The sequence below is a fragment of the Mediterranea sp. An20 genome (assembly GCF_002160055.1).
Taxonomy (GTDB): domain Bacteria; phylum Bacteroidota; class Bacteroidia; order Bacteroidales; family Bacteroidaceae; genus Bacteroides; species Bacteroides avicola.
In genome coordinates this window covers 1-26,278 of the sequence record NZ_NFJV01000018.1, presented here as the reverse complement: position 1 = coordinate 26,278, position 26,278 = coordinate 1, and the positions used below count along the sequence as shown (strand labels likewise).

Annotated in this window: 18 protein-coding genes and 1 pseudogene; all 19 read left to right on the top strand. The window is 52.0% G+C overall.

Annotated elements, in window-relative coordinates:
* Nucleotides 1–208 precede the first annotated feature (208 nt).
* Nucleotides 209–1,003: a gluconate 5-dehydrogenase gene (locus B5F34_RS11140; RefSeq protein WP_087338846.1), complete on the top strand. Its 795-nt coding sequence runs from the start codon at nt 209–211 to the stop codon at nt 1,001–1,003.
* Nucleotides 1,004–1,007: 4 nt separating this feature from the next.
* A complete protein-coding gene (locus B5F34_RS11135) occupies nt 1,008–2,225 on the top strand; it encodes a DUF4861 domain-containing protein (RefSeq protein ID WP_087338843.1) in 1,218 nt (405 codons plus the stop codon).
* Between the two features lie 41 nt (nt 2,226–2,266).
* On the top strand, nt 2,267–3,646 hold the full coding sequence (locus B5F34_RS11130) for a PTS transporter subunit IIC (RefSeq protein WP_087338840.1): 1,380 nt from the start codon (nt 2,267–2,269) through the stop codon (nt 3,644–3,646).
* Between the two features lie 246 nt (nt 3,647–3,892).
* On the top strand, nt 3,893–4,813 hold the full coding sequence (kduI, locus tag B5F34_RS11125; RefSeq protein WP_087338837.1) for a 5-dehydro-4-deoxy-D-glucuronate isomerase: 921 nt from the start codon (nt 3,893–3,895) through the stop codon (nt 4,811–4,813).
* Between the two features lie 12 nt (nt 4,814–4,825).
* Nucleotides 4,826–5,851: a sugar kinase gene (locus B5F34_RS11120; protein WP_087338834.1), complete on the top strand. Its 1,026-nt coding sequence runs from the start codon at nt 4,826–4,828 to the stop codon at nt 5,849–5,851.
* 34 nt (nt 5,852–5,885) lie between these two features.
* The gene (locus B5F34_RS11115) at nt 5,886–6,560 is read left to right on the top strand and encodes a bifunctional 4-hydroxy-2-oxoglutarate aldolase/2-dehydro-3-deoxy-phosphogluconate aldolase (RefSeq protein WP_087338831.1); all 675 of its coding nucleotides are present in this window, start codon (nt 5,886–5,888) and stop codon (nt 6,558–6,560) included.
* 80 nt (nt 6,561–6,640) lie between these two features.
* Nucleotides 6,641–7,678, top strand: coding sequence for a Holliday junction branch migration DNA helicase RuvB (gene ruvB / locus B5F34_RS11110; protein WP_087338828.1), 1,038 nt, complete (start codon nt 6,641–6,643; stop codon nt 7,676–7,678).
* 324 nt (nt 7,679–8,002) lie between these two features.
* Nucleotides 8,003–9,457: a lipopolysaccharide biosynthesis protein gene (locus tag B5F34_RS11105; RefSeq protein ID WP_087338914.1), complete on the top strand. Its 1,455-nt coding sequence runs from the start codon at nt 8,003–8,005 to the stop codon at nt 9,455–9,457.
* A gap of 186 nt (nt 9,458–9,643) precedes the next feature.
* Nucleotides 9,644–11,971, top strand: coding sequence for a TonB-dependent receptor (locus B5F34_RS11100; RefSeq protein ID WP_087338825.1), 2,328 nt, complete (start codon nt 9,644–9,646; stop codon nt 11,969–11,971).
* A 106-nt stretch (nt 11,972–12,077) separates the two neighbouring features.
* Nucleotides 12,078–13,967, top strand: coding sequence for a hypothetical protein (locus B5F34_RS11095; protein WP_140392998.1), 1,890 nt, complete (start codon nt 12,078–12,080; stop codon nt 13,965–13,967).
* 162 nt (nt 13,968–14,129) lie between these two features.
* On the top strand, nt 14,130–16,271 hold the full coding sequence (locus B5F34_RS11090) for a S46 family peptidase (protein WP_087338819.1): 2,142 nt from the start codon (nt 14,130–14,132) through the stop codon (nt 16,269–16,271).
* 789 nt (nt 16,272–17,060) lie between these two features.
* Entirely contained in the window at nt 17,061–17,876 is an 816-nt protein-coding gene (locus B5F34_RS11080; protein WP_087338813.1) for a MotA/TolQ/ExbB proton channel family protein, read from the top strand.
* 82 nt (nt 17,877–17,958) lie between these two features.
* Entirely contained in the window at nt 17,959–18,570 is a 612-nt protein-coding gene (locus tag B5F34_RS11075) for a biopolymer transporter ExbD (protein WP_087338810.1), read from the top strand.
* A 17-nt stretch (nt 18,571–18,587) separates the two neighbouring features.
* Nucleotides 18,588–19,238 (top strand): biopolymer transporter ExbD, encoded by a 651-nt coding sequence (locus B5F34_RS11070; protein ID WP_087338807.1) that lies wholly within the window; start codon nt 18,588–18,590, stop codon nt 19,236–19,238.
* A 30-nt stretch (nt 19,239–19,268) separates the two neighbouring features.
* Nucleotides 19,269–20,084 carry an energy transducer TonB gene (locus tag B5F34_RS11065; RefSeq protein ID WP_087338804.1) on the top strand — a complete coding sequence of 272 codons (816 nt, stop codon included), beginning with the start codon at nt 19,269–19,271 and terminating at the stop codon, nt 20,082–20,084.
* Nucleotides 20,085–20,093: 9 nt separating this feature from the next.
* Complete coding sequence (locus tag B5F34_RS11060; RefSeq protein ID WP_087338801.1) at nt 20,094–21,041, top strand: substrate-binding domain-containing protein; 948 nt, start codon at nt 20,094–20,096, stop codon at nt 21,039–21,041.
* A gap of 23 nt (nt 21,042–21,064) precedes the next feature.
* Nucleotides 21,065–22,516 carry a tetratricopeptide repeat protein gene (locus B5F34_RS11055; protein WP_087338797.1) on the top strand — a complete coding sequence of 484 codons (1,452 nt, stop codon included), beginning with the start codon at nt 21,065–21,067 and terminating at the stop codon, nt 22,514–22,516.
* Nucleotides 22,517–22,689: 173 nt separating this feature from the next.
* Nucleotides 22,690–24,285: an alpha-galactosidase gene (locus tag B5F34_RS11050; protein ID WP_239448928.1), complete on the top strand. Its 1,596-nt coding sequence runs from the start codon at nt 22,690–22,692 to the stop codon at nt 24,283–24,285.
* A gap of 766 nt (nt 24,286–25,051) precedes the next feature.
* Nucleotides 25,052–26,278, top strand: a pseudogene (locus tag B5F34_RS18080) (SusC/RagA family TonB-linked outer membrane protein); the annotation flags it as partial.

Below are 26,278 nucleotides of genomic sequence, written 5' to 3'. Positions count from 1 at the left end.
GTATCTGTCATTCTGAGCGAAGCCCGTAGGGCGTAGTCGAAGAATCTCATGACATGCACTATCCAAGGGAATCGTGTCTTTCGGGAGATGTTTCGACTTCGCTGCGCTCCGCTCAACAAGACAGATACACATCATATAAACTAAATATCAACAACTACTTAGTATCACTTAGTTTTGCACATTTACTTACTTATAGGAGATAAACAACATGGTAAATTTTTCATTGGACGGAAAAGTGGCCTTAGTGACAGGAGCCGCTTATGGTATAGGTTTTGCCATTGCACAGGCATTGGCCGAGGCAGGAGCAAAAATCGCTTTCAATTGCCGCAGTGTGGAACATCTGGAAGCCGCCAAGGCTGAATATGCCCGGCTGGGCATCCCGGTGCGCGGATATATCTGTGATGTGACCAAGGAAGACGAAGTGGCACACATGGTGGCCGATATACGGGAAAATCTGGGCGTGATAGACATCCTGGTGAATAACGCCGGCATTATCAAGCGCATCCCCATGACGGAGATGAGCGTGGATGAATTCCGCCAGGTGATTGATATAGACCTGACTGCCGCTTTCATCATGGCCAAGGCTGTCATACCGGACATGATTCAGAAAGGCCACGGCAAGATTATCAACGTGTGCTCGATGATGAGCGAACTGGGACGTGAGACGGTATCGGCATACGCTGCCGCCAAAGGAGGACTGAAGATGCTTACCCGAAACATCGCGTCGGAATATGGCGAATACAACATCCAGTGCAATGGCATCGGACCGGGTTATATCGCTACCCCGCAGACGGCTCCACTCCGTGAGAAACAAGCAGACGGCTCGCGTCATCCGTTCGATTCGTTCATCATCTCCAAGACACCGGCTGCCCGCTGGGGCACTCCGGAAGACCTGATGGGGCCTGCCGTGTTCCTGGCTTCGGACGCATCGGATTTTGTGAACGGTCATATCCTGTACGTGGATGGAGGCATTCTGGCATATATAGGAAAGCAACCCAAGTAAGCGTATGAGAGGTTGGCGTGCAATATATACAATAGGTGTAGCTTGCCTGTTGAGTGGGTTCGGCCTGACGGGTTGTGCATCCGGCGGGCCGACCGTCAGTGTCTCGAACCCGACGGATATGGATCGGACGGGTGAGATGGCAGAGTTCTCTTATCCGGAGTTGGTCAACAAGTATGCCTGGGCGGCCGAAGGATTTGTCATTCGGGACGAGTCGGGCGCGGAGGTTCCTTACCAGCGGCTGTCGGACGGCCAGGTTATCTTTCCTGTGAGTCTGAAAGCCCGCCAGCAGGCTGTCTACAAACTGGAAGCCGGACAGCCGGCGCCGGTGCAGCCGGTGGCTTGCGGCAGACAGTATCCGGAACGCTTGGACGATATAGCCTGGGAAAACGACAAGTCCGGATACCGAGCCTACGGACCTGCCTTGCAACGGACCGGTGAACGTGCGTATGGGTATGATATCATGGTGAAGAACGTCGGGCAGCCGGTGTTGGAACAGCGCTATGCCCTGGAGCTGGACACGGCTGCCCGACGTCAGATTGCCCTTTGGCGGAAAGCCGGAGAAAAGATGCGCGCCGACAGTCTGGCGCGTGCCATCTCTTACCATGTAGATCATGGCAATGGCATGGACTGCTATGCCGTGGGACCGACATTGGGAGGAGGTACGGCGGCTTTGTGGATAGATTCGGCCCTCGTCTATCCTTATTGCTACAAGGATTATGAGATTATAGACAATGGACCGTTGCGTTTTACCCTGCAGCTGACTTTCCCGCCGGTGGCGGTAAAGGGCGATACGGCCGTGGTGGAAAAACGGATTATCTCGCTCGATGCCGGTTCGTCCCTCAACCAGACATGGGTGACTTATGAGCATCTTTCTCAGCCGGCCGAAGTTGCGGCGGGCATAGTCATTCATCCGCAGAATCCGGAGGGATACCGTTATGACAAAGACAAGCGATTTATCGCCTATGCCGATTCGACGGACAATGCACAGGCAGGGAATGGCGTCATTTATGTGGGCGCTGTCTTCAAGGAGCCTTTGTCGGACGCCTGTGTGGACGAAGGACATGTGCTGGGCATCAGCCCGTATCAGCCCGGTACGGCTTTCTGCTATTATTGGGGAAGCGGTTGGAGCAAGGCAGGCATCTCGTCGATGGAAGCCTGGTGTGATTATCTGAATCAGTATGCGCAGCGGCTGGAACATCCGTTACTGGTAGAGATTAAGTAATAGAGTGAACACAAACCGACTATATATTTTAACGAAAAGAAATGGAACAAGTATTCAGTTATATCCTGGGATTAGGAGCGCCGGTCATGATGCCGATTATTTTTACGATATTGGGCGTATGCATAGGCGTGAAATTGGGCAAGGCTCTTAAAAGCGGCCTGCTGGTAGGTGTAGGTTTTGTAGGCCTGTCCATCGTGACGGCTTTGCTTACATCGGCTTTAGGGCCTGCTTTGAACAATGTAGTGGATGTTTATCATTTGCAGTTGGGGGTGTTCGATATGGGTTGGCCGGCTGCCGCCAGTATAGCCTACAATACCTCGGTAGGAGCTTTTATCATCCCTGTCTGTCTGGGAATAAATCTGCTGATGCTCCTGACACGGACAACGCGTACGGTGAACATCGATCTTTGGAACTACTGGCATTTTGCCTTCATCGGTGCCATTGTCTATTTTGTCAGCGACAGCATTCTGTGGGGATTCTTTGCTGCGGTGATTTGCTACATCCTGACGTTAGTCATTGCAGATATGACATCGAAGCAGTTTCAGGGCTTTTACGAGAAGATGGATGGCATATCCATTCCCCAGCCGTTTTGTGCGGGGTTTGTACCCTTTGCCTTGGCCATCAACAAGATGTTGGATAAGATACCCGGCGTGAACAAGATACAGATTGATGCCGAAGGTCTGAAGAAACGCTTTGGCCTGTTGGGCGAGCCGTTGTTTCTGGGCGTCATAGTGGGGTGCTTGGTAGGGGTGCTTGCCCGTTACGAATTGCCCAAGATTCTGATGTTGGGCGTACAGATGGGAGCCGTCATGGAACTGATTCCCCGCATTACGGGACTGTTCATTGAGGGTTTGATGCCTATTTCCGATGCTACGCGCCAGTTGATAGCCCGCAAATTCAAGAACGCTTCCGGGTTGAACATCGGCATGAGCCCGGCGTTGGTCATCGGTCATCCGGCCACGCTGGTCGTTTCGTTGCTGCTGATACCCGTCATTATTTTCCTTTCTGTCATCCTGCCGGGAAATGAATTCCTGCCGTTGGCATCGCTGGCAGGCATGTTCTATCTCTTCCCGCTGGTGCTGCCCATTACCAAAGGAAATGTGTTCAAGACATTTGTCATCGGATTGGTGGTGCTGGTGATTGGCGTTTATTTTGTCACCAACCTGGCACCTGCCTTCTCGTTGGCAGCCAAGGACGTATATGCCACCACGCAGGATGCGGCCGTGAAGATTCCGGAAGGATTTGACTATGCAGCATCGCTGGACTTTGCTTCCAGTCCATTTGCATGGGTCATTTACCACTTGGTGGTGTCTGTCAAGTATGCGGGACCTGCCCTGTTGGTACTCTTTACCGGGTTTATGGTCTGGCTGAATTATCGCCGCATCAGAAAGCAGAGTGGGGCTGTAGAACAGAAAGCATAATACCGGGATAAGTAATCAATCAGATTTAGTTTATATCAAACACAGAGACACAAAGTTCTGTAACTGTCTGTCGGAAAAATGACGGGAGGGTACAGAGTTCGCGGCTTCGCCGCATACGAGAGAAAGAGAATTAACTCTGTGAGCTATGGACAAAAAAACTCTGTGTCTCCGTGCCTCTGTGTTTGGTATCATTTGATTTTGCACATTTGCTCAATTGATAATTACTTACTTTAATAATCAACCAATATGAAGAAACTATTTCTTGCTGTGATTTTAGGAGCATCCGTGGCTACGGCCCATGCTCAAGTGAATTACCGGATGCAGGTGGCCTGCCATCCGCAGGATGTGAAGACGTATGACACCCAGAGACTCCGGAGCAGCTTCCTGATGGAGAAAGTAATGGTGCCCGATGAAATCAATGTGACCTATTCGATGTACGACCGCTTTATCTTTGGTGGTGCCGTGCCCGTAAACAAAGAACTCTCGCTGGATACCATCGACCCGTTGAAGGCTCCTTATTTCCTGTACAACCGCGAACTGGGCGTCATCAATGTCGGTGGCGAAGGCATTGTCACAGTGGACGGTCAGGAATATGTCCTGGGCTTTAAAGAAGCGCTTTATGTGGGACGCGGCAAGCAGAAAGTGACCTTCAAGAGTAAAGACGCTGCCCATCCCGCCAAGTTCTACATCAATTCGGCCATTGCCCATAAGGCATACAAGACACAGTTGGTGACGATAGACGGGCGCAAGGGTACCCTGAAATCCAATTCTTTCCCCGCCGGTAAGATGGAAGAAAGCAACGACCGAGTCATCAACCAGCTGATTGTGGCCAATGTGCTCGAAGAAGGACCGTGCCAATTGCAGATGGGACTGACGGAATTGAAGCCGGGCAGTGTATGGAACACGATGCCCGCCCATACCCACAGCCGCCGCATCGAGGCTTACTTCTACTTCAACGTGCCCGAAGGCAACCGCATCTGCCACCTGATGGGCGAGCCGCAGGAAGAACGTTTGGTGTGGATGGACAACGAGCAGGCCATCATGTCGCCCGAATGGTCTATCCATGCAGCGGCCGGTACCAGCAACTATATGTTCATCTGGGGCATGGCAGGCGAAAACCTGGATTACAACGACATGGATAAGATTCCTTATACGGAAATGCGATAAAAAACAGAAGTAATGGGAAAAAAAATTGTTACTTTAGGAGAAATCATGCTCCGGCTGTCTACACCGGGACACAGCCGTTTTGTGCAGACAGATGTCTTTGATGCCGTCTATGGCGGCGGTGAAGCGAATGTGGCTGTCAGCTGCGCCAACTACGGGCACGAGGCTTACTTCGTTACCAAACTTCCCCAACATGAGATAGGGCAGGCGGCTGTCAACGCCTTGCGCCGCTATGGGGTGCATACGGATTTTATAGCCCGTGGCGGAGACCGTGTCGGCATCTATTATTTGGAGAGCGGCTCGGCCATGCGTCCCAGCAAGGTGATATACGACCGTGCACATTCGTCGATGGCCGAGGCTGAACCTGCGGATTTCGATTTTGATGCTGTCATGACGGGAGCAGACTGGTTCCACTGGTCGGGCATTACCCCTGCCATTTCAGACCGGGCAGCAGAACTCACCCGTCTGGCGTGTGAGGCTGCCAAGCGTCACGGCGTGACCGTCTCTGTCGATTTGAACTTCCGCAAGAAACTTTGGACGACGGAGAAGGCTCAGTCTGTCATGCGTCCGTTGATGCAGTATGTAGATGTATGTATCGGCAACGAAGAAGATGCCGAACTGTGCCTGGGCTTTAAACCCGATGCCGATGTGAAAGCCGGTCAGACCGATGCCGAAGGCTATAAAGGCATATTCTGCCGCATGGCTTCCGAATTTGGCTTCAAGTATGTGGTCTCTACCCTCAGGGAGTCTTATTCGGCTTCGCATAACGGATGGAAAGGACTGATATACGACGGGCAGGAGTTCTACGTTTCGCGCCGTTACGACATTGCCCCCATTGTCGACCGTGTGGGTGGCGGCGATGCCTTTTCGGGTGGAATTATTCATGGCCTGCTGACGAAGCCGTCGATGGCCGATGCGTTGGAGTTTGCCGTTGCCGCTTCAGCCTTGAAGCATACGCTGCCCGGCGATTTCAACATGGTTTCCGTTGCCGAAGTCGAAGCTTTGGCCGGTGGTGATGCTTCGGGCAGAGTGCAGCGGTAAGGTGTAGTTAATCAAGATTTGAATCTTAACAGATATGGCAAAATTTGACCAATTATCAGTTTGGAATAAGATGAAGGAGACAGGCATGGTGCCTGTCTTTTATCACAAGGAGGCATCTGTGGCTAAGCAAGTGGTGGAAGCTTGCTACAAAGGAGGTGTCCGAGTGTTTGAGTTTACCAACCGGGGCGACATGGCGCACGAGGTTTTTGCGGAGGTTATCCGTTACGTGCGTACCGAGTGCCCGGAGTTGGCATTGGGTGTCGGTTCGGTGGTGGATGCCCCCACAGCCGTACTCTACATGCAGTTGGGAGCGGATTTCGTGGTCGGCCCGATGTTCAATCCGGAGATAGCCCGGGTGTGCAACCGCCGTCTGATTCCTTATGTGCCGGGTTGCGGTTCGGTGTCCGAAGTCGGTGCGGCGCAGGAGGTCGGCTGTCAGGTGTGCAAGGTATTTCCCGGCGACGTGTTGGGACCGAAGTTTGTCAAAGGCCTGCTTGCCCCGATGCCTTGGTCGAAGTTGATGATAACAGGAGGCGTTGAACCCACCGAAGAGAACCTGACAGCATGGTTCCGCGCCGGTGCTTTTTGCGTGGGGATGGGCTCCAAGCTGTTTCCCAAGGCTATTATCAGCGCCTCGGACTGGCAAGCCATCTCGGACAAATGCCACGAAGCACTGGAGATTGTCAGACGGGTGCGCCCGGCCGATTGAAACTCTGCCCATAAAAAATCCCTGCTTCCATGGCAGGGATTAGCATAAATTCGTTATTTTCGCGACCAAAATAACGAAACATGGAAGAAGAATCATTTGACATACGTAACCAGCAGCCTGTGACCGGCAGGGAGCGCGACTTTGAGAATGTACTGCGTCCCTTGCGGTTCGAGGATTTCAGCGGGCAAGACAAGGTGGTGGATAATCTGCGCATCTTTGTCAAGGCAGCCCGCCTGCGTGGGGAAGCGTTGGACCATGTGCTGCTGCACGGGCCTCCCGGTTTGGGAAAAACCACATTGAGCAATATCATTGCCAATGAACTGGGCGTGGGGTTTAAAATCACCTCCGGTCCGGTGCTGGACAAACCGGGTGACCTGGCAGGCATACTGACCAGCTTGGAACCGAACGATGTATTGTTTATTGATGAGATTCACCGCCTTTCGTCCGTAGTGGAAGAATATCTGTATTCGGCCATGGAGGACTACCGCATCGACATCATGATAGACAAGGGACCTTCGGCACGCAGCATACAAATCAGCCTGAATCCATTCACGTTAGTAGGAGCTACCACGCGCAGCGGTTTGCTGACCGCGCCACTCCGGGCACGTTTCGGCATCAATCTGCATCTGGAATACTATGATACCCGTGTATTGGCAGGCATCGTGAGCCGCTCGGCCGGTATCTTGGGAGTGCCCTGCTCTAACAAGGCAGCACAGGAGATTGCATCGCGCAGCCGGGGAACCCCCCGCATAGCCAACGCTTTGTTGCGACGTGTGCGCGACTTTGCCCAGGTGAAAGGTTCGGGGAGCATTGATACCGAAATTGCAGTCTTTGCCTTAGAAGCACTGAATATCGACCGCTATGGCTTGGACCGCATCGACAACAAACTGCTGCTGACCATCATCGACAAGTTCAACGGCGGACCCGTTGGCCTGACTACCATTGCTACAGCCTTGGGGGAGGATCCCGGCACCATAGAGGAGGTGTACGAGCCTTTTCTCATCAAAGAAGGCTTCATCAAGCGAACGCCGCGTGGGCGCGAAGTTACGGACTTGGCTTATAAGCATTTGGGACGTAACAGATATAACTCGCAGGCAAGTCTGTTTGGTGATTCGTAGAGGGTATGTCAAAATAGATATTGCCTATCATTAGCTTCGCTCAAAACCTCTTTTAACTATTTCATTAAGGTATAGCCTGTCATGTTGAGCGGAGCGGAGCGAAGTCGAAACATCTCACATTACGCATAGTGAGACCCCTCGACTAAGCTCGGGGTGACAGACTATACCTTAATGAGAATGAAATAATTAAAAGAGGTTTTGAGCGAAGCTAATGATAGTGATTGTGACACACCCTCCGTTTGCTTCGGGTAGACAGAGGTGCGGGCAGGCGACAAACTGCCGGGCCTGTTGAAAGCAAATCTTCATTGTTTAATGCTGATACGTATGAGTAATCTGAAAAGTCTTGCTAAAGATACTGCCATTTACGGCCTGAGTAGCATTGTAGGCCGTTTTTTGAATTACTTGCTGGTACCTGTCTATACCATGTCCATGCCTGTGGAGTCGGGGGGATATGGGGTAGTGACCAATATCTATGCCTGGGTGGCACTGGTGCTGGTATTGCTTACCTGCGGCATGGAAACCGGCTTCTTCCGTTTTGCCAATCGCGAAGGCGAGGACCCGATGCGGGTGTATTCCACTACATTGCTGGCTGTAGCGGGAGGCTGTGTCGTGTTTCTGGCGCTGGGATTGGGCTTCCTGCCCTGTGTGGCCAATTGGCTGGGATATGGGGAGCATCCGTGGTATGTAGGCATGATGATGATTGTCGTAGCCATGGATGCAGTGCAGAGCATTCCCTTTGCTTATCTGCGCTATCGCAAGCGGGCGTTGCGTTTCGCGGCTCTCAAGATGCTGTTCATTGTGCTCAACATCGGGCTGAATATGGCGTACTATGTGGGCATGGACGGCGAAGACGTGGGATGCGCTTTTCTCTTCAATCTCATTTGTACGTCGGTCATCATGGTATGTATGGTGCCCGAACTGAGTGGTTTCCGCTATGTGCTGGACCGTGCCTTGTTGCAGCGTATGTTGCGTTATTGCCTGCCGTTGCTGGTGCTGGGCATTGCCGGTATTTTGAACCAGGTGGCCGATAAAATCATCTTCCCTTTTGTTTACCCCGACCCGGCAGAGACCAACGTGCAGCTGGGCATCTACGGTGCCTGCGCCAAGGTCGCCATGATTATGGCCATGCTGACCCAGGCTTTCCGCTATGCCTACGAGCCTTTTGTGTTCGGTAAGAGCCGTGATAAGGACAACCGCGAGACTTATGCATTGGTCATGAAGTTCTTCATCATATTTACGTTATTGGCTTTTCTGGCGGTAATGTTTTATCTGGATATTCTGAAATATCTCATCGACCGCAGTTATTGGGAGGGGTTGCGTGTGGTGCCGGTTGTTATGATGGCCGAGATTTTTATGGGAGTTTACTTCAATCTCTCTTTCTGGTATAAGCTGATAGACGAAACCCGTTGGGGAGCCTGGTTTTCGCTGGCGGGCTGTGCGGTGTTGGTGGCTGTCAATGTGGCGCTGGTGCCCCGGTTTGGATACATGGCCTGTGCGTGGGGCGGATTTGCCGGCTACGGTGTGGCCATGCTTTTTTCTTATTTTGTCGGACAGAAGAAATATCCCATCCGCTACGACCTGCGCGGCATCGGTACGTATGTCTTGCTGGCAGCCGTGCTTTATGCGGCAGGCGAATACATGCCGATAGACTCTTTGGGGCTGCGCTTGCTGTGGCGGACTGTACTGCTGCTGGTGTTCGTGGCGTATATCATCCGGCGCGACCTGCCGCTGTCGCACTGGCCGGTGATAGGCCGGCGTTTCGCGAAGCGGAAGAGCTGAGTAGAGATGAACCGGGGTGGGAATCTTCTTATCTGATTGATAATCGCTGTTTTAGGACTGCCTGGCTGTAGAGGCGTGTTGCGCGGTCGTACCGGAGGAATGCACTAATTTTGCTCCCGCAATGCAACGGATGGGGCGGTATGGCCCGTCTGGCAGAGCAAAATAACCCTTTAACGAACAGAACTCATGAAACAACGAATCGCATTCCTCTGTCTGTCCCTGCTGGCAACCTTTGCTGTGCGGGCGCAGTCCATCACGGGAAAACTTATCGACGAGAACCATCAACCCCTGCCGTATGCCAACATCGTGCTGCTCTCCTTGCCCGACTCCGCTTTCGTGGCGGGCGTGGTGAGCGGCGACGACGGCACTTTCGTCCTGAACTCTGCGTGCCGGAACCGGCTCATCCGCATCTCTTCCATCGGTTATACGACGCTATATAAGGAATGCACGGGGCAAGACCTCGGCATCCTCCAGTTGCAGCCCGATGCGCAGATGCTGGGCGAGGTGGTGGTGAAGGCAGACCTGCCTAAGGTGCGGCTGAAGGGAGATGCGCAGGTCACCACCGTGCAGGGCAGCATCCTGGAACAAGCGGGCACGGGCAACGACCTGCTGAACAAGTTGCCCGGTGTGTCGGCAGACGAGGGGACGGTGAACGTCTTCGGCAGCGGCACGGCTGAAATCTACATCAACGGACGTAAAATGCGCGACGCCAGTGAGCTGGACCAACTGGAGAGCGACAACATCAAACGGGTAGAGGTGGTGCGCAACCCCGGTGCACGGTATGACGCTACGGTGCAGGCGGTGGTGCGCATCTATACCAAGAAGGCGCAGGGCGAAGGCTTCGGCTTCAACAACCGCTTCCTCACCCGCTACCAATACGGCTGGACTGTGCTCGACCAGTTCAACTTCAACTACCGCAAAGGAGGCTTCGACCTCAGCGGGATGCTCTATGGCTCGAAACTCTCCGGTGAGGACAACAAGAGACTGACCACAGAGACTTTCCTGGACAACACATGGCGGCAGGAGAGCCTTATTTCTACAACAGGAGGTTTCCATAACGTCTCCACCATGCTCTCGCTCAACTACCAGTTCAACGAAAACCACTCCATAGGCGTCCGTTACGACTTCGACCGCACGCCCAAGGACTGGTGGAACATCAATCCCATGTATTCGCATGTGTTCCGAAACGATGAACTTTACGAAGAGAACACCAGCCGGAACCGGCAGAGGAACCCCTCCACCAGCCACACCCTCAACGTCTATTACAACGGGCAGGCGGGCGACTGGAACATCGACTTCAATGCCGACGGCCTGTGGGCGTACAGCAAGTCTTTTCAGGACACGTGGGAACACTACACCACCGTCGGCGAAGCTCCGCAAGAACAGAACGTCACCAGCTACAACAAAGACGAGAACACCCTCTATGCCGCCAAGCTCATCGTCAGCCGTCCCTTGTGGGAAGGCAATCTGTCCTTCGGCGGCGAGTACACCTATACCGACCATACGAACACGTACATCAACGACCAAGGCATCTTGGACAACGACTACAGCAACATCGAGGAGAATGCCGGTTCAGCTTTCTTGGAATATGCCCGCACCTTCGGCAAGCTGCAAGCCACGGCGGGTGTGCGCTACGAGCACATCACTTCCGATTATTACGAAAACGATGTCCGGGTGGACGAGCAGAGCCGAACCTACGACAATGTCTTCCCCACGCTTTCGCTTTCCCTGCCCGTGGGCAAGGCGCAACTCTCGCTGAGCTACACCGGCAGCATCAACCGTCCCAGCTATTACCTGCTGCGCAGCAACATCACCTACGCCAACCGCTACACTTACGAGGGCGGCAACCCCTTGCTCCGTCCTTCCCTCATCCACCGCCTGTCGGCGGACATTTCGTGGAAGTGGATTTACTTCAACGCACGCTATACACGCATCAAGGACTTCATCATCCAGCAGACCGGGGCCTATTCGGAGGACAACCCCAGCATCTCGCTGATAACCTACCTCAACAAGGGTGACGCCGACAAGCTCTACCTCACCCTCAGCCTGTCGCCCACCTTCGGCCCGTGGTCGCCCCAGCTCACGCTGATGATGCTCCAGCAATGGTACCTGGTCGATATGCCCGGCGGCACGCAGAAGAACTTCAATACCCCCATGGGCAACTTCAGCTGGCGCAACAACATCCGCCTGCCGTGGGGACTGACATTAGACGTGGATGCCTCGCTCACCACGCGCGGCGACCAGGAGAACTATCACCTCGACAACCTTCCTTGGTCGGTGGACGTCGGTCTGCGCAAGGCATTCCTCAACGACCGCCTCAGCCTGCAGTTGCAGGGACGCGACCTCTTCAACTCTGCCGGCAGCGACGCCACCCTCTATGGCGGCGACCGCCTGATAAGGGTCAACCCGCAATCGCGTCGCAGCATCACGCTGACCCTCCGCTACAAGTTCAACCCCGCCAAGAGCAAGTACAAAGGCACGGGTGCCGGGCAGGAGCAGCGCAGCCGCATGTAGCCCACAGCGGGTCGCCGTGCCCGTTTTTCCCACTTTGCAGGGGCCGGACTTGGAGCAAGAGGCAGAAAAGAGTACCTTTGCGGTGTTTTTGGAATACATAGAAACTATGCGACATCTCCTTTTCTTCCTGATGAGCTTGTGTGCGGCCTGTACAGCCATTACCTCGTGCAGCCGTACAAACGACACTGTCCTGGCCGCCCGACAGCAAGCATGGCTCGACCTCATCCTCTCCACGCACAATAGCAGCGATGAAAAAGACGTCCGCCTGCTCGATTCCATTAACCGCCTGGCGCCGCCTACCGACCGCCACGAGCGCGTCCTGTGGCAACTGGCACAAGCCTGGCTCACCGCCGCGCAGACCAACCGGGGCGTCAATGACTCGCTGATTGTTCCCATTGTTGATTATCTGGAGCGGCACGGCACCCCCGCGGAGCAAACCGAAGCCCTCCTGCTCCATGCCCGCAGCCTGGAGTGGCGGGGCGAGATGGAGCAGGCGCAACAGGTCTATTCGCAAGCCTTGCAAGCAGCTTTGGAGAGCGGCGACCCGCGGATGGAAATGCGCTGCCGGCAACTGCTCACCAGCTTCTACCTGCAACGCACCCACCTGAGGGACGAAGGCGCCCAGACCGCCAGCCGCTTCCTGCAGCTGGCCGAAGCATGCAGAGATACCGCTGCCCTGGCTCTGGCGCACATGTACATGGGGCGCCTCTACTTCGCGGCCATACACGAAGACACGCTCCACAACCGCCCGGAAGAAGGCGTGGAGCATTTCCGCCAAGCCACCCGGCTGGCTGCCCTGGCCAAAGACCAATACTTGGAGATGCAGAGCAAATACGAACTGGCCGTGCTCTACATGACCCTCCAGCAACCCTTCGAAGCCCTGCCGCTGCTGAAGGAAACCAAAGACTACCTGTCCAGCCAGACGCCCGACAGCAAGCAGCCTATCCTGATAACGCTCATCCAGACTTACCTCCAACTGGACCAGCCCGACTCGGCACAGGTGTACATCGACGAGGCCATGACCTTGCCCGACCGCAACAACCTGCGCTACAACATTTACGACCTGCTGTTCCAGTACTACCGCGCCAAGCAGCAATATGCACGCTCCGTCTGGGCTGCCGACTCCATGCGCTACTACCAGCCCCTCGCCCTGCGGCAACAACTGTCCCGGCAAGTGGCCGAAATCAAGGAGAAGTACGACAACGAGCAACTGGCCAACGAGCGTAACCGTATCCGGATGGAGCGCGACCGCAGCGTCATCATCGGCCTCTCCTTGGCTGTCGCCTTGCTGGGGATTATCATCCTGCTCACCGTGGCCTATCGCCGCCGCCTGCGCCGCATTCGCGAGCAACTGAGGCAAGACGCCATCCGTCTGCACGACAACGAAGAGACCCTCCGCCAGAATAGCCAGAGTATCGTCTTGCTACAAGCCCAGTTGGCCGATGAGCGCCAAGAATCGCAAGTCCAGCGAGATGAACTGCAAGCCGCCATCGATGCCCTGCAGCAACAGAACAAGACACTTGACGCGGAGAACCAACGCTTGCAAAGTTCGCTGGACCACTACCGGGACAAGTACGACACGGAGGAACAACGCATCCTGCGCCAGCAAGCCGAGCGGCTTCGACAGTTGGAGGCGCACGAGCAGGCTTTGGTGGAAGAACTCATCCGCCGCGACAGCCTGGTGCAGCTGTTGCGCCGCCAGCCCAAGTTCCTGGGCGAAGGCGAGTGGAAGAAACTGGCCCTCCTGACCGACAGCATCTACAACCGCTTCACCGTCCGCCTGAAGGTGCGTTTTCCCCAACTGACGGACGTGGACCTGCAATACTGCATCCTCATCAAGCTGCGCTTCACCGTTTCGCAGATAGCCATCCTGATGGCGGTGTCGCCCTCGTCCGTCTCCCAGCAGAAATCCCGCCTGAAGAAGCGGCTGCAGCAGAGCGAGGGGTTCGGATTGTCGCCGGGCGAGATGCTGGACAGCTGGTTGTGGAGGTTTTGATAATATGAAGATATGGAGTTTGTAGTTAGAAGGAGTCAAAGGGGGTAAAAAGAGTTATAGGCCAATACCTTTCATTGGCTTACTATTGGCTTTTCACTCCTTGGGCGAAGCGATGACTCCCTTTCCCTCCCTCTAACTGCTTAATGATAAACAAAGACCATGATGAGACTAAGACATTTGTTGACTGCCGTTGCCTGCGTGTGTGCAACGGTCCTGGCGCAGGCCGACGAGGGCATGTGGATGTTGGGTAACATGGACCGGAATACGCGCCGTGCCATGAAAGATTTAGGGCTGGAACTTTCGCCGCGCCAACTTTATGACCCGGAGCACCCTTCGCTGAAAGATGCCGTGGTCAGCTTCGGCGGCTTCTGCTCAGGAGTGGTGGTGAGCACTGAAGGACTGGTGCTTACCAATCACCATTGCGGCTTCAGCAGCATCCGCCAGTTAAGCACCGTAGACCACGACTACCTGACCGACGGCTTCTTGGCACCGGATTATGCCGATGAACTGCCCTGTCCCGACCTGTTTGTGCGCTTTCTGGTGAAGCAAGAAAACGTGACCCGCCGCGTGCTTTCCGTCGTGCGTCCCGACATGGATGAGACGGAACGTTCGCTGGCCGTCGACTCGGTGATGTGGGCCATAGAGCGCGAGGTGAGGGATAAAGATTCTACCGTCGTAGGAGCCGTCGATGCCTACTATGGCGGCAATGAATTCTGGCTTTCCGTCTATCGCGATTATACCGATGTGCGTCTGGTCTTCGCTCCGCCTTCGTCGGTGGGTAAGTTCGGGCGGGAAAACGATAACTGGGAATGGCCCCGCCATACGGGCGACTTCTCCGTCTTCCGCATCTATGCCGGTAAAGACAACATGCCTGCCCCTTATTCGGCGGATAACGTGCCCTATCATCCTGCTTATGTAGCCCCTGTCTCGTTGGAAGGCTATACGGAAGGCTCCTTCTGCATGACCCTTGGCTATCCGGGGAACACCGAGCGTTATCTTTCTTCTTTCGGCATCGAAGAGAGGGTGGCTGGTTCCAACCAGGCACAGATAGACGTGCGTGGGGTGAAGCAGGGCATCTGGCAACGGGCCATGGAAGCCAATGACACCATTCGCCTGATGTATGCTTCGAAATACGATGAAAGCTCTAATTATTGGAAAAACTCCATCGGGATGAACCGGGCTATCCGGCGTTTGCAGGTGGTGGAGAAAAAGCAGGCGCTGGAAAAAGAACTGCGCCGCTGGATAGAGCAGACCCCCCGCGAGCGCAGGCAGCTTTCGGGACTGCTGGATACGCTGCAGGCGAACTATCGGGCACGCCGTGCCACAAACCGTGCGGAGGCTTATTTTGAAGAAGTATTCTTTAACGGACCGGAATTGATACAGATGGCCCTGAACATCCTCAACTTCGATTTTGAGGCCGAACACGAGGCGGTGGTGGCCAATATGGAAAAGATTGTCGAGCAGTACGCCAACCTGAATCCACAGCTGGACAAGCAGGTCTTTGCCGCCCTGCTCGATGTCTACCGTTCCAAAGTGGATTCTGTCTACTGGCCGGACTTGTATCACGTCATCGATTCTGCTTATGCCGGCAATACCAAGGCTTATGTCGACCAGCTTTACGCCCGCACACAGTTGGTGACGCCCCGTGGCTTGCAGCGGTTCCTGGCGCGTGACACGACTTATCACATCTACGAAGACCCTGCCGTGACGTTGGGCATAGACCTGTTGACCAAACTGTTTGAAATGCATTTCGACATGTTCCTGCCTTCCCGTGAGATAGGGCGGGGCGAACGCCTGCTGAACGCGGCGGTGCGCCGGATGTACAGCGACCGTCGTTTCTACCCCGACGCCAATTCTACGATGCGTCTTAGTTTCGGCACCGTGTGCGGCTACGAACCGTATGACGGCGCAGTGTATAATTACTTCACCACTTCGCGCGGCATCCTCGAAAAGGTGCGCGAGCATCCCGGTGACCTCTCTTATGCAGTGCAGCCCGAACTGTTGCGCCTGCTCGAATCCCGGCAGTTCGGTCCGTATGCCGATTCCGACGGTGAGATGAAGGTCTGCTTCATCTCAAACAACGACATTACCGGAGGCAACTCGGGAAGTGCCATGTTTGACGCCCGCGGCCGTTTGCTGGGCTTGGCTTTCGACGGCAACTGGGAAGCGATGAGCAGCGACGTGCTCTACGAACCCCGGTTGCAACGTACCATCGGCGTAGACATCCGTTATGTGCTTTTCATTATCGGAAAGTATGGGGGAGCCACCCGCCTTATCAAGGAAATGGGCGTGGAGGGAGACTGAGTGCCACGGCTTATATGCAATAGCTCCGGTCCTTATATAGAAGGCGCAGATGCCCGATATATAAGGACCGGACTTCTTATATATAAGAACCAGATGTCTTATATATTTGATATAACAGGCTGATAGCATGTGTATTGTGAAGTTCTGTCTCCCGCAGATGCAGGCCGTGCAGGAACCGGTTCCTGCATCCTGCCTTCCCGGAACATTCATGGACGAAAAGCAATTCAAAGGAAGAAAGACCAAGCATGGCAATAACCTTTAGGGCTGTTCCCCTTATATCCGCCCTGAAAAGAAATGGCAGTCCCTTTCCAACGTAGAAAAATGTATTTTTTGTCTTTTCTTCCCTAAATTACCCTTCTTCTCTTATGAAAAAATCGTTCTTGTAGCGTTAAAATTTGCTATAACACCGAAATTCCGCTCGATTTGTTTGACATATCTGAATTATTGGTTTAAATTTGTCGCGTTTTAAACATTGTAGTATAATCTTTCAAGCCGGATACGGGAGAAAGTACTGCAAGAATGTTGTACAGAAAAACGAATGCAAATCTTTTGGAAGGAATGGCCGATGGAAAAGACATCTGTTAGGGGTTGTGGCCGCATGACGGTCCACCTGTTTCATAACCTTAACCGCACGACGGACAAAATCCGGCCTGTGTGCTGCCATGATACGTTACCCCTCTGTACTGTCCTTTGTACGTCTTATCTTTCTGGAAACGAGCAGATGAAACTGAAAAAACAACAAATTGTTCCTATATTTATTTATTAACTAATTTCATTATCTTATTTGTTATGGAAACAAAAAACAAAAAAAAGAACGTAGGCTTCAGAGGCATTAAGTCTGCGTGGATCGTAATCGTTTGCTGCTTTATCGTAGCCGTTCTGATTTACACTCAGGTGTTGGGTAACCCCGCCAACTTTATGAACAACGACCCGAACAATCACCCGCTGCCCGGAAACTTCCTGGGAACCATCTATAAAGGTGGTGTCATCGTGCCTGTGATCCAGACCCTGTTGCTCACAGTTATTGCTCTGTCTATCGAGCGTTTCTTCGCTATCCGTGCCGCTTTCGGTCATGGCTCTTTGGCTAAGTTCGTTGCCAACATCAAGGTAGCTCTGGCTAACAACGACATGGCTCAGGCTCAGGCTCTGTGCGACAAGCAGCGTGGTTCTGTTGCCAACGTAGTAGGCGCAACTCTGCAGAAATATTCTGAAATGGAAAACAACACCGTTCTGAGCAAAGACCAGAAGCAGCTGGCTATCCAGCAGGAACTGGAAGAAGCTACTGCGCTGGAATTGCCTATGATGCAGGAAAACCTGCCTATCATCGGTACTATCACGACGCTGGGTACTTTGATGGGATTGCTTGGTACGGTTATCGGTATGATTCGTTCATTCGCCGCTCTGGCTGCCGGTGGTTCTGCCGACTCTATGGCTCTGTCACAAGGTATCTCTGAGGCCCTGATCAACACAGCCTTCGGTATCTTGACTGGTGCATTGGCCGTAATCGCTTATAACTACTACACGAACAAGATTGATAAACTGACATTCGCTCTCGACGAAGTAGGCTTTTCTATCGTACAGACATTTGCCGCTACGCATAAGTAAATTATAAAATGGAGAGGCAGGGTGTGTAGCTTGCGCCTTCGCCGACTTCCAGTCTTAATTTCTCACTTTTTAATTTACAACTATGGGTAGAGTCAAAATCAAAAAGAAAAGCACATTCATCGACATGACGGCGATGAGTGACGTGACAGTATTGTTGCTGACGTTTTTCATGTTGACTTCTACATTCGTTAAACCGGAACCCGTTAAGGTGAACGTGCCGGGTTCGGTGTCCGAAATCAAGATTCCGGAGACCAATATCCTCCAGATTCTGATTGCGCAGGATGGAAAAGTCTTCATGAGCCTGGATAAACAGGGCGACCTGGAGCAACTGCTGGGTGCCATGGGACAGGAATATGGAGTGCAGTTCTCGGCCGAGGAAACCAAGAAATTCATGGTGGCAAGCACCTTCGGGGTGCCCATGAAGAACATGAAGGCCTTCTTGGCTCAGCCGGAAGAAAAGCAAACCGAACTGCTGAAAAGCCCCGATGCCGGCATTCCGACGGACAGCCTGAACAATGAGTTCAAGGCTTGGATGCGTAACGCCCGTGCTATCAACAAGGACTTGCGTATTGCCATCAAGGCTGATGCCACCACTCCTTATTCCACAATTAAAGATGTTATGAACTCACTTCAGGATCTTCACGAGAACAGATACAATCTGATTACTACGCTGAAGACCACTTCTGAAGAATAAATTGGAAAGGATCAAATATGGCAGAAATACAAGAAAGTGGCGGCAAGAAGAGCAACAGCAAACAGAAAAAGATGACCGTACGCGTGGACTTCACGCCGATGGTGGACATGAACATGTTGCTGATTACCTTCTTCATGCTGTGTACCACGCTGAGCAAGCCTCAGACGATGGAAATAAGCATGCCGAGTAACGACAAGAACATCACCGATGAGCAGCGCTCAAAGGTAAAGGCCTCACAGGCTATTACGCTTCTGCTGGCTGGTGAAGATAAGCTGTATTACTACGAAGGAGAACCTAATTACGAAGATTATAACTCGCTGAAGGAAACCTCGTATCAGGCTGACGGCCTCCGTGCCATGCTTCTCCGCCGTAACCGCGTGGCTGTGCAGAAGGTGAATGACTTGAAGAAGGACAGAGATGATCTGAAGATAACCGAAGAGCAATATAAGGAGCAGCTCTCTGAAATCAAAAGCGGAGATGATACGCCGACTGTCATCATCAAGGCCGAAGGCGAGGCTTCTTACAAGAATCTGATTGACGCGCTCGATGAGATGCAGATTTGCAATATCGGTAAGTATGTGATTGCAGATATGGCCGAAGGCGATGAGTTCCTTATTAAGAACTTTGAAAGTAAAGGCTCATACGGTGCTGAAAATCTGGCTCAATAATGTGTAACACCTAAATGAAGAAGTAAAATTATGGCAAAATTGGATTTGACCTCTCGTGAATGGTGTGACCTCATTTTTGAAGGCAGAAATAAGGAATACGGCGCGTATAAGATGCGTGCCCGCGCACCGAGACGTTTGACGTTCTCCGTCATACTGGTAATTGTGATTGCATTGGTGGGCTTCTCCATCCCGAAGCTGATTACGATGGTTACTCCTGAAAAGAAAGAAGTGATGACCGAGGTAACCACGCTCTCGCAGTTGGAAGAACCCGAAGTAAAACAGGAAGAAAAAGTGCAGGAAGTACGCCCTGTGGAGTCTCCACCTCCCGCACTGAAGAGCTCCATCAAGTTTACGGCCCCTGTCATTAAGAAAGACGAGGAAGTGGCTGATGAAGACGAAATGAAGAGTCAGGAAGAACTGACAGAAAGTAAGGTTACCATCTCTATCGCCGACGTGAAAGGTAACGACGAAGAAGGTGGACAACTTCTTGAAGACCTGAAGCAAATCGTTACCGAAGCTCCCGAAGAAGAGCAGGTATTCGATATGGTGGAACAGAAACCTCAGTTCCCCGGCGGTGATGCAGAAATGATGGCTTGGTTGAGTAAGAACCTCCACTATCCCCCTATCGCTGCAGAAAATGGAACGCAGGGTGTGGTAGTCTGCCAGTTCGTGGTAGGTTCGGATGGTACAATCCGTGACGTGAAGGTGATGCGTAGCCTTGACCCCTCTTGCGATAAGGAAGCAGTACGTGCGATTATGAGCATGCCGAAATGGCTTCCTGGTCGTCAGAACGGTAAGGCAGTTGCTGCACGTTTTACTCTGCCTGTCAGATTTAAACTGAATTAAGCATGTATTATGAAAAGAGATAGACAGTTTGGACTTTGGCTCCTTATGGTGGGCTTCCTGCTTGTGGGCTGTAAGCAAAAAGCAAAGGATGGGCGTACAGACACGTACACCACCGGGACTGTGGCCATCGCGGCCGATGAAAGCTTCCGTCCTATTGTGGAGGAAGAAATCGATGTCTTTGAGGCTTTGTATCCCCAAGCGGATATCGTCCCGCATTTTGTGACTGAGGTGGAAGCTGTCAACCTCTTGCTCAAGGACAGCCTGCGGCTGGTTATTGCCAGCCGCAGGCTGACACCTGAGGAAAAATATTCTTTCAATAGTCGTAAGTTCTTTCCGCAGGAAATCAAGATTGCCACCGATGGTCTGGCTCTGATTACGAACCTCAGTAATCCCGATTCGCTTATCAGCGTAGATGCCATTCGCGGCATCCTTACCGGTGAGAAGACACAGTGGAAAGACATATATTCGGATTCGCGTTTGGGCGAAATTCAGCTGGTGTTTGATAACAAGAATTCAAGTACAGTGCGTTTCGCTATTGATTCCATTTGTCGTGGCAAGCAGCTTGCAGGCAATGTCAGCGCTCTGAATACCAATAAGGAAGTTATTAACTACGTTTCGAAGACACCCGGTGCCATGGGCATTATCGGTGTGAATTGGCTGAGCGACCGCAATGATAGCACGGGACTCTCGTTCAATAAAGAAGTCCGTGTCATGTCGGTCAGCCAATCTACACGTCCCAACATTGAGAATAGCTTCAAACCTTATCAAGCTTATCTTTACTATGGTGATTATCCGCTGAGCCGTGATATTTATGCTTTAGTCAACGACCCGCGCAACGGGCTGTGCTGGGGATTCTCCGGTTTCCTCACTTCCTATCGCGGACAATTGATTATCCAGAAGTCGGGACTTTTGCCGGCTACGCAGGCTGTGCGTATCGTGAATGTGAAAGACGAATAATTGTTTTTTTATAAGATAGAAGTATGAAGATTAAGAGTAGAATTGTTTTATGTTGCGTAGGTCTGCTTTTTGCAGGTATGGTTTCTGCGCAAACGCCCGAATCTGAATGGAAGGCTGGCGTGAATCAGGTGAAAGAACTGATTAAGTCGAACCCGGACCAGGCCTGGGATATGACCGAGGAACTGACGAAAGGTAAGAACAAGAAGAATGTAGATCTTATTCTGGCACTGACTAAAGTCTATCTGGACGCACAGAAGATGGAGCAAGTGGAAGAGTTGATTGGAAAAGCCAAGAAAGCCGACAAGCAGAATCCGAAGGTCTCTCTGATGGAAGGTGATATCGCTTTGGCCAAGAAAGATGTAGGTACTGCCTGCCAGATGTATGAACAGGCTATTTATTTCGATGCCAACTGCTACGAGGCTTATCTGAAGTATGCACGTGCTTACAAGTCGGCAAGTCCTACGATGGCTATCGAGAAACTGATGCAGCTCAAGCAGCTGGCCCCTGACATGAAAGAGGCCGATAAGGCACTGGCTGAGGTATATTATGCCAGCAACCGCTTTGATGAAGCTGTGAAGGCTTATGCAAGCTTTATTCATACAGACTTGGCTACGGAGAGCGATATCCTGAGTTACGCTTTCGCTCTTTTCATGAACAAGGACTTTGAGGCTTCCTTGGAGATTGCCCACAAAGGTTTGGAGAAGAATCCCGACCATACGGGCTTCAATCGTCTCGCCATGTACAACTACATTGACATGAAGCGTTATGACGAAGCGGTAAGTGTTGCCGACAAGTTCTTCAACCAGTTGAAGGATGTCAACTATTCCGGTCTGGACTACCGTTACTACGGTGCCCTGCTCAGCGCTAAAGACGACTTCGCTGGTGCCATCACCCAGTACGAAAAGGCATACGAGATGGATACGGCTTCGGTGGATTTGTTGAAGCAGATTTCGGACGCTTATGCTGGCAACAACGACTATGAGAAGGCTATCGAGGCTTACAACAGATATTGCGATGCACTTCCTGCTGAAGAAAAGAGCATGGCCAATACTTTCGAACTGGGCCGTCTGTATTACGATGAGGGTACTTCTACCGACTCTGTAAAGGTTACTCTCGAGATGAGACAGAATGCCTTGATTCAGGCAGATACTATTTTTGCACAGATTGCCGAAGTGGCTCCCGATAACTACATCGGTAACTTCTGGCGTGCTCGTACTAATTCTGCCAGAGACCCTGAAACAACGCAGGGCTTAGCTAAGCCTTATTATGAAAAGGTGGTCGAAATGCTTCTGGCTAAGAACGATCCGCGTTATAATTCGCAGCTTTTGGAGTGCTACAGATATTTGGGTTACTATTATATGCTGCAGACTGATTATCCGACTTCTAAGGAGTATTGGAACAAGATTCTGGCTATCAACCCTGAGGATGCGATGGCAAAGACTGCCTTGAAGGGTATTGAGGAACTTGGACAATAAAGGCCAGGTTGCCATCCAGTCTGTTTGAGCAGATAGAATATTGTTTGATAGGAGGCAGGAAGAGCAGGGGCAGATATTCCCGGACTCTTCCTGCCTTTTCTTTTACTGATAGGTTCGTGACCATGGACAAACCATTATTTCACCGGCATACGATTTTGTCCGCTTTGTTCGGCATGCTCCTTTGCGGGAGTGTTCCAAGCGGACTGCATGCCCAAGAGGCATCTTTTGCTCCTCCCATGATGGGCTGGAGCTCGTGGAATACATATCGTATTCACATCAGTGAGGAATTGATTAAGAAGCAGACTGACGCGATGTTGAGTCAGGGGCTGAAGGATGTCGGATATTCATATATAAATATTGACGATGGTTTCTTTGACGGGCGGGATGCCGACGGTCAACTGAAGATACATCCGGAGCGTTTCCCCAACGGCATCCGCACTGTGGCCGATTATATTCATGCCAAGGGCTTCAAAGCCGGTATTTATTCGGATGCCGGCAGCAATACCTGTGGCTCTTTGTGGGATGCCGACACGCACGGGGTAGGTGTGGGGCTGTATGGACATGAAAGGGCCGATGCCGACTTCTTCTTTAACCATTGTGGATTCGACTTCATAAAGATTGATTATTGCGGGGCGGGCCAGCAACTGGCTTTGGACGAGGAAAAGCGTTATACCGAGATCGTGGAGGCTATCCGTGAGGTGGCCCGCAAGGAGGTGGCTATCAACATTTGCCGCTGGGCCTATCCCGGCACCTGGGTGAAAGCGTTGGCGCGTTCGTGGCGCATCAGTCCCGATATTAACCCAAGCTGGCAGTCTGTTAAGTCTATCATACATAAGAACCTCTATTTGTCGGCCTATGCAGGCGGCGGGCATTATAACGACATGGATATGCTGGAGATAGGGCGCGGGCTGACCCAGACAGAAGAACAGACCCACTTCGGCATGTGGTGCATGATGTCGTCGCCCTTGTTGATTGGTTGCGACATGACAACCATTCCGACAGCTTCGCTGAACTTGCTTAAAAACGAAGAACTCATTGCTTTAAATCAAGACCCGCTCGGCCTGCAAGCCTATGTGGCGCAGCATGTCGATGGCTGTTATGTCATGGTGAAGGACATCGGGCAGAAACGCGGTCTGGTACGTGCAGTGGCTTTATATAATCCTACCGACAGTGCTTGTACGATTACCGTTCCTCTCGCTGCCCTGGAACTGGGGGGTAAGACTGCTTTGCGTGACTTGGTGGAGCGGAAAGACCGAGGCAGTGTGCGTGATACCCTGTCTTGCCTGGTGCCGGCACACGGTGTGAAGATATTCCGTCTGGAGGCCCGGAAACGTCTGGAGCCGGAACGTTACGAGGCAGAGTGGGCTTATCTGCCTCTCTACAACGACTTGGCCAAACCCCGCTCCGTGGTCTATGCGCCTTATGCAGGTGCTTCCGGAGGCATGGTGGTCAGCAATCTGGGAGGCCAGGCCGAGAACTATGCCGAATGGAACGAGGTCTACAGCGAACGGGGAGGCTGCTATGAGATGTGCATATCGTATGTTCCTGCGGCAGGCAGCGGGCGCGAAATCTGGGACAGAAAGCTCGAGGTGAGTGTCAATGGGGATAAGGTGCTGCTGGATGACCTGGAGTCAGACCCTGCCTGCGGGGTAGTACAGGTGGTTATTCCCGTTAAGTTGAATCCTGGCTATAACGTGGTACGGATGTGCAGCCCCTATACTTGGACGCCGGATATTGACTGTTTTACGTTGCGGAGGGTAGGGGATTGAGCAAAAAGGCGCTGCCACCCTTTTTATCTTCTATGGTGACAGTCTCTTCCGGCTGTTGACTTTAACTTGGTTTTACTGCGACTTTTCCACAGCCTTATCCGTAGGCTTGCGGAGAAGTCGTTTTTTTGTGCTTCTGCCAGCCGGAACATCGACTGTCGGTCTATTGGGGGCTTGCCGGGTTTGAATGGGCAGGTGTTCTCCTTCGGCGGTATTGGCACCCTGCTTCAGCGGTACCGGCACCTTGCTGCAAACGTATAAGCAGCAGGCCCCATCTGTATAGGGGAAAAAAGGCTGGCAGCGGGCATGACACCGCGCAGCATCCGTCTCTGATTTTTCCTGCGCAGCATCCGCAATGCCGGTACGTTTCGTTATTCTTTTTCTTTAAAATGCGGTGGTGCATGTCGGCGGAGTGTTCTGCATCTGCATGAGTGGCGAAATGGTGGGAAAAGGTGATTTTTCGCCGTTCTGCCCCAATTATTTTCTTCTTTAAGGCTTATTATGATTTCCACTTTCGGGCATTCCGAACTGTGTCTAAATTGACAAATTTGTTTTGTTTTATGACTGTTTTGTTTCGGAAAAGACATATTTCGGATGCAGAATTAATCCACATTTATATCTTTATTTATACGAAAATAAAATAACTCTAACATATTTATGATGAGCATATTGTAATATTTAGACAACTTTTGTATATTTGTTATGACAATTTATTATTAACCTAAAAAGTAATATCATATTTGTTAATAAATTTTGTTTAATCATTACTTTGCTTCTGTCGGTTTTGACACAAGTGTGTGCCCAGACCAAGACGGTTACCGGAGTGGTAACAGACAAGCAAACGGGCGAACCCCTTATTGGGGTGTCAGTAGCCGTGAAAGGCACAACACGTGGGTCCATTACTGATTTGGACGGTAAGTTTTCAATTTCTAATGTTAGTGCGGGCGAAGTCCTGAGTATATCATATATAGGATATACTACACAGGAAATAGAGGTAAAGGACGGTACAACTAATTATGTGGTTGCACTGACTGAAGATACCGAGGTGTTGGACGAGGTCGTAGTAGTAGGTTTCGGTACACAACGCCGCGCCAACTTGACCGAAGCCGTAGCCACGGTGGATACCAAGGTCTTGAAGTCGCGCCCTGTAACCAACCTGGGGCAGTCCTTGCAGGGAACGGTGCCCGGTCTGAATCTTTCGGTCGGTGCTTATGGAGGACAGTTGGGGCAGACGATGGACATCAACATCCGTGGTACCGGTACCATCTCTACCGGCTCAACGGCTTCCACGCTGGTGCTGATTGATGGCATCGAAGGCAACATGAACAACCTGAACCCCGACGACATTGAGTCTATCTCTGTGCTGAAAGATGCCGCTGCCAGTTCCATCTACGGTTCGCGTGCGGCCTTTGGTGTCGTGCTGATTACCACGAAGAAAGGCAAGGTGGGCAAGGCCAGTGTAAGCTAAGCCGGCAACGCCCGTTACTATGGACCGATGGATCTGCCTAATCTGATGAATTCCTGGCAGTTTGCCAACTATTTCAATGAGGGAAGTATCAACGGCGGTGGCAACGCCATCTTCAATGACGATACGCTGAACCGTATTCAGCAATATATGAACGGAGAGATTACGACGTCTACCATTGCCAATGCCAATGGCACGAACTGGGAGTTTCACGAGAAAGCCAACGATAATGTTGACTGGTATGATGTGCAGTACAAATGGGCATGGGCTCAGGAACATAACCTGAATCTGAATGGAGGTTCGGAAAAGATGCAGTATTATGTGTCGGCCAATTATTTGGGGCAGGAAGGTAATCTGCGTTACGGCGACGACTCCTATGAGCGTCTTAGCACCAATGCCAAGCTGAATGCCCAGCCTTTCAAATGGTTGGACGTAGAAGTAAATGTGAAGTACGTGCATACCAATCTGGACAACCCCTTGTACACCGATTTGGGTGGCTTGCTTTATCATGATATAGTACGTATGTGGCCG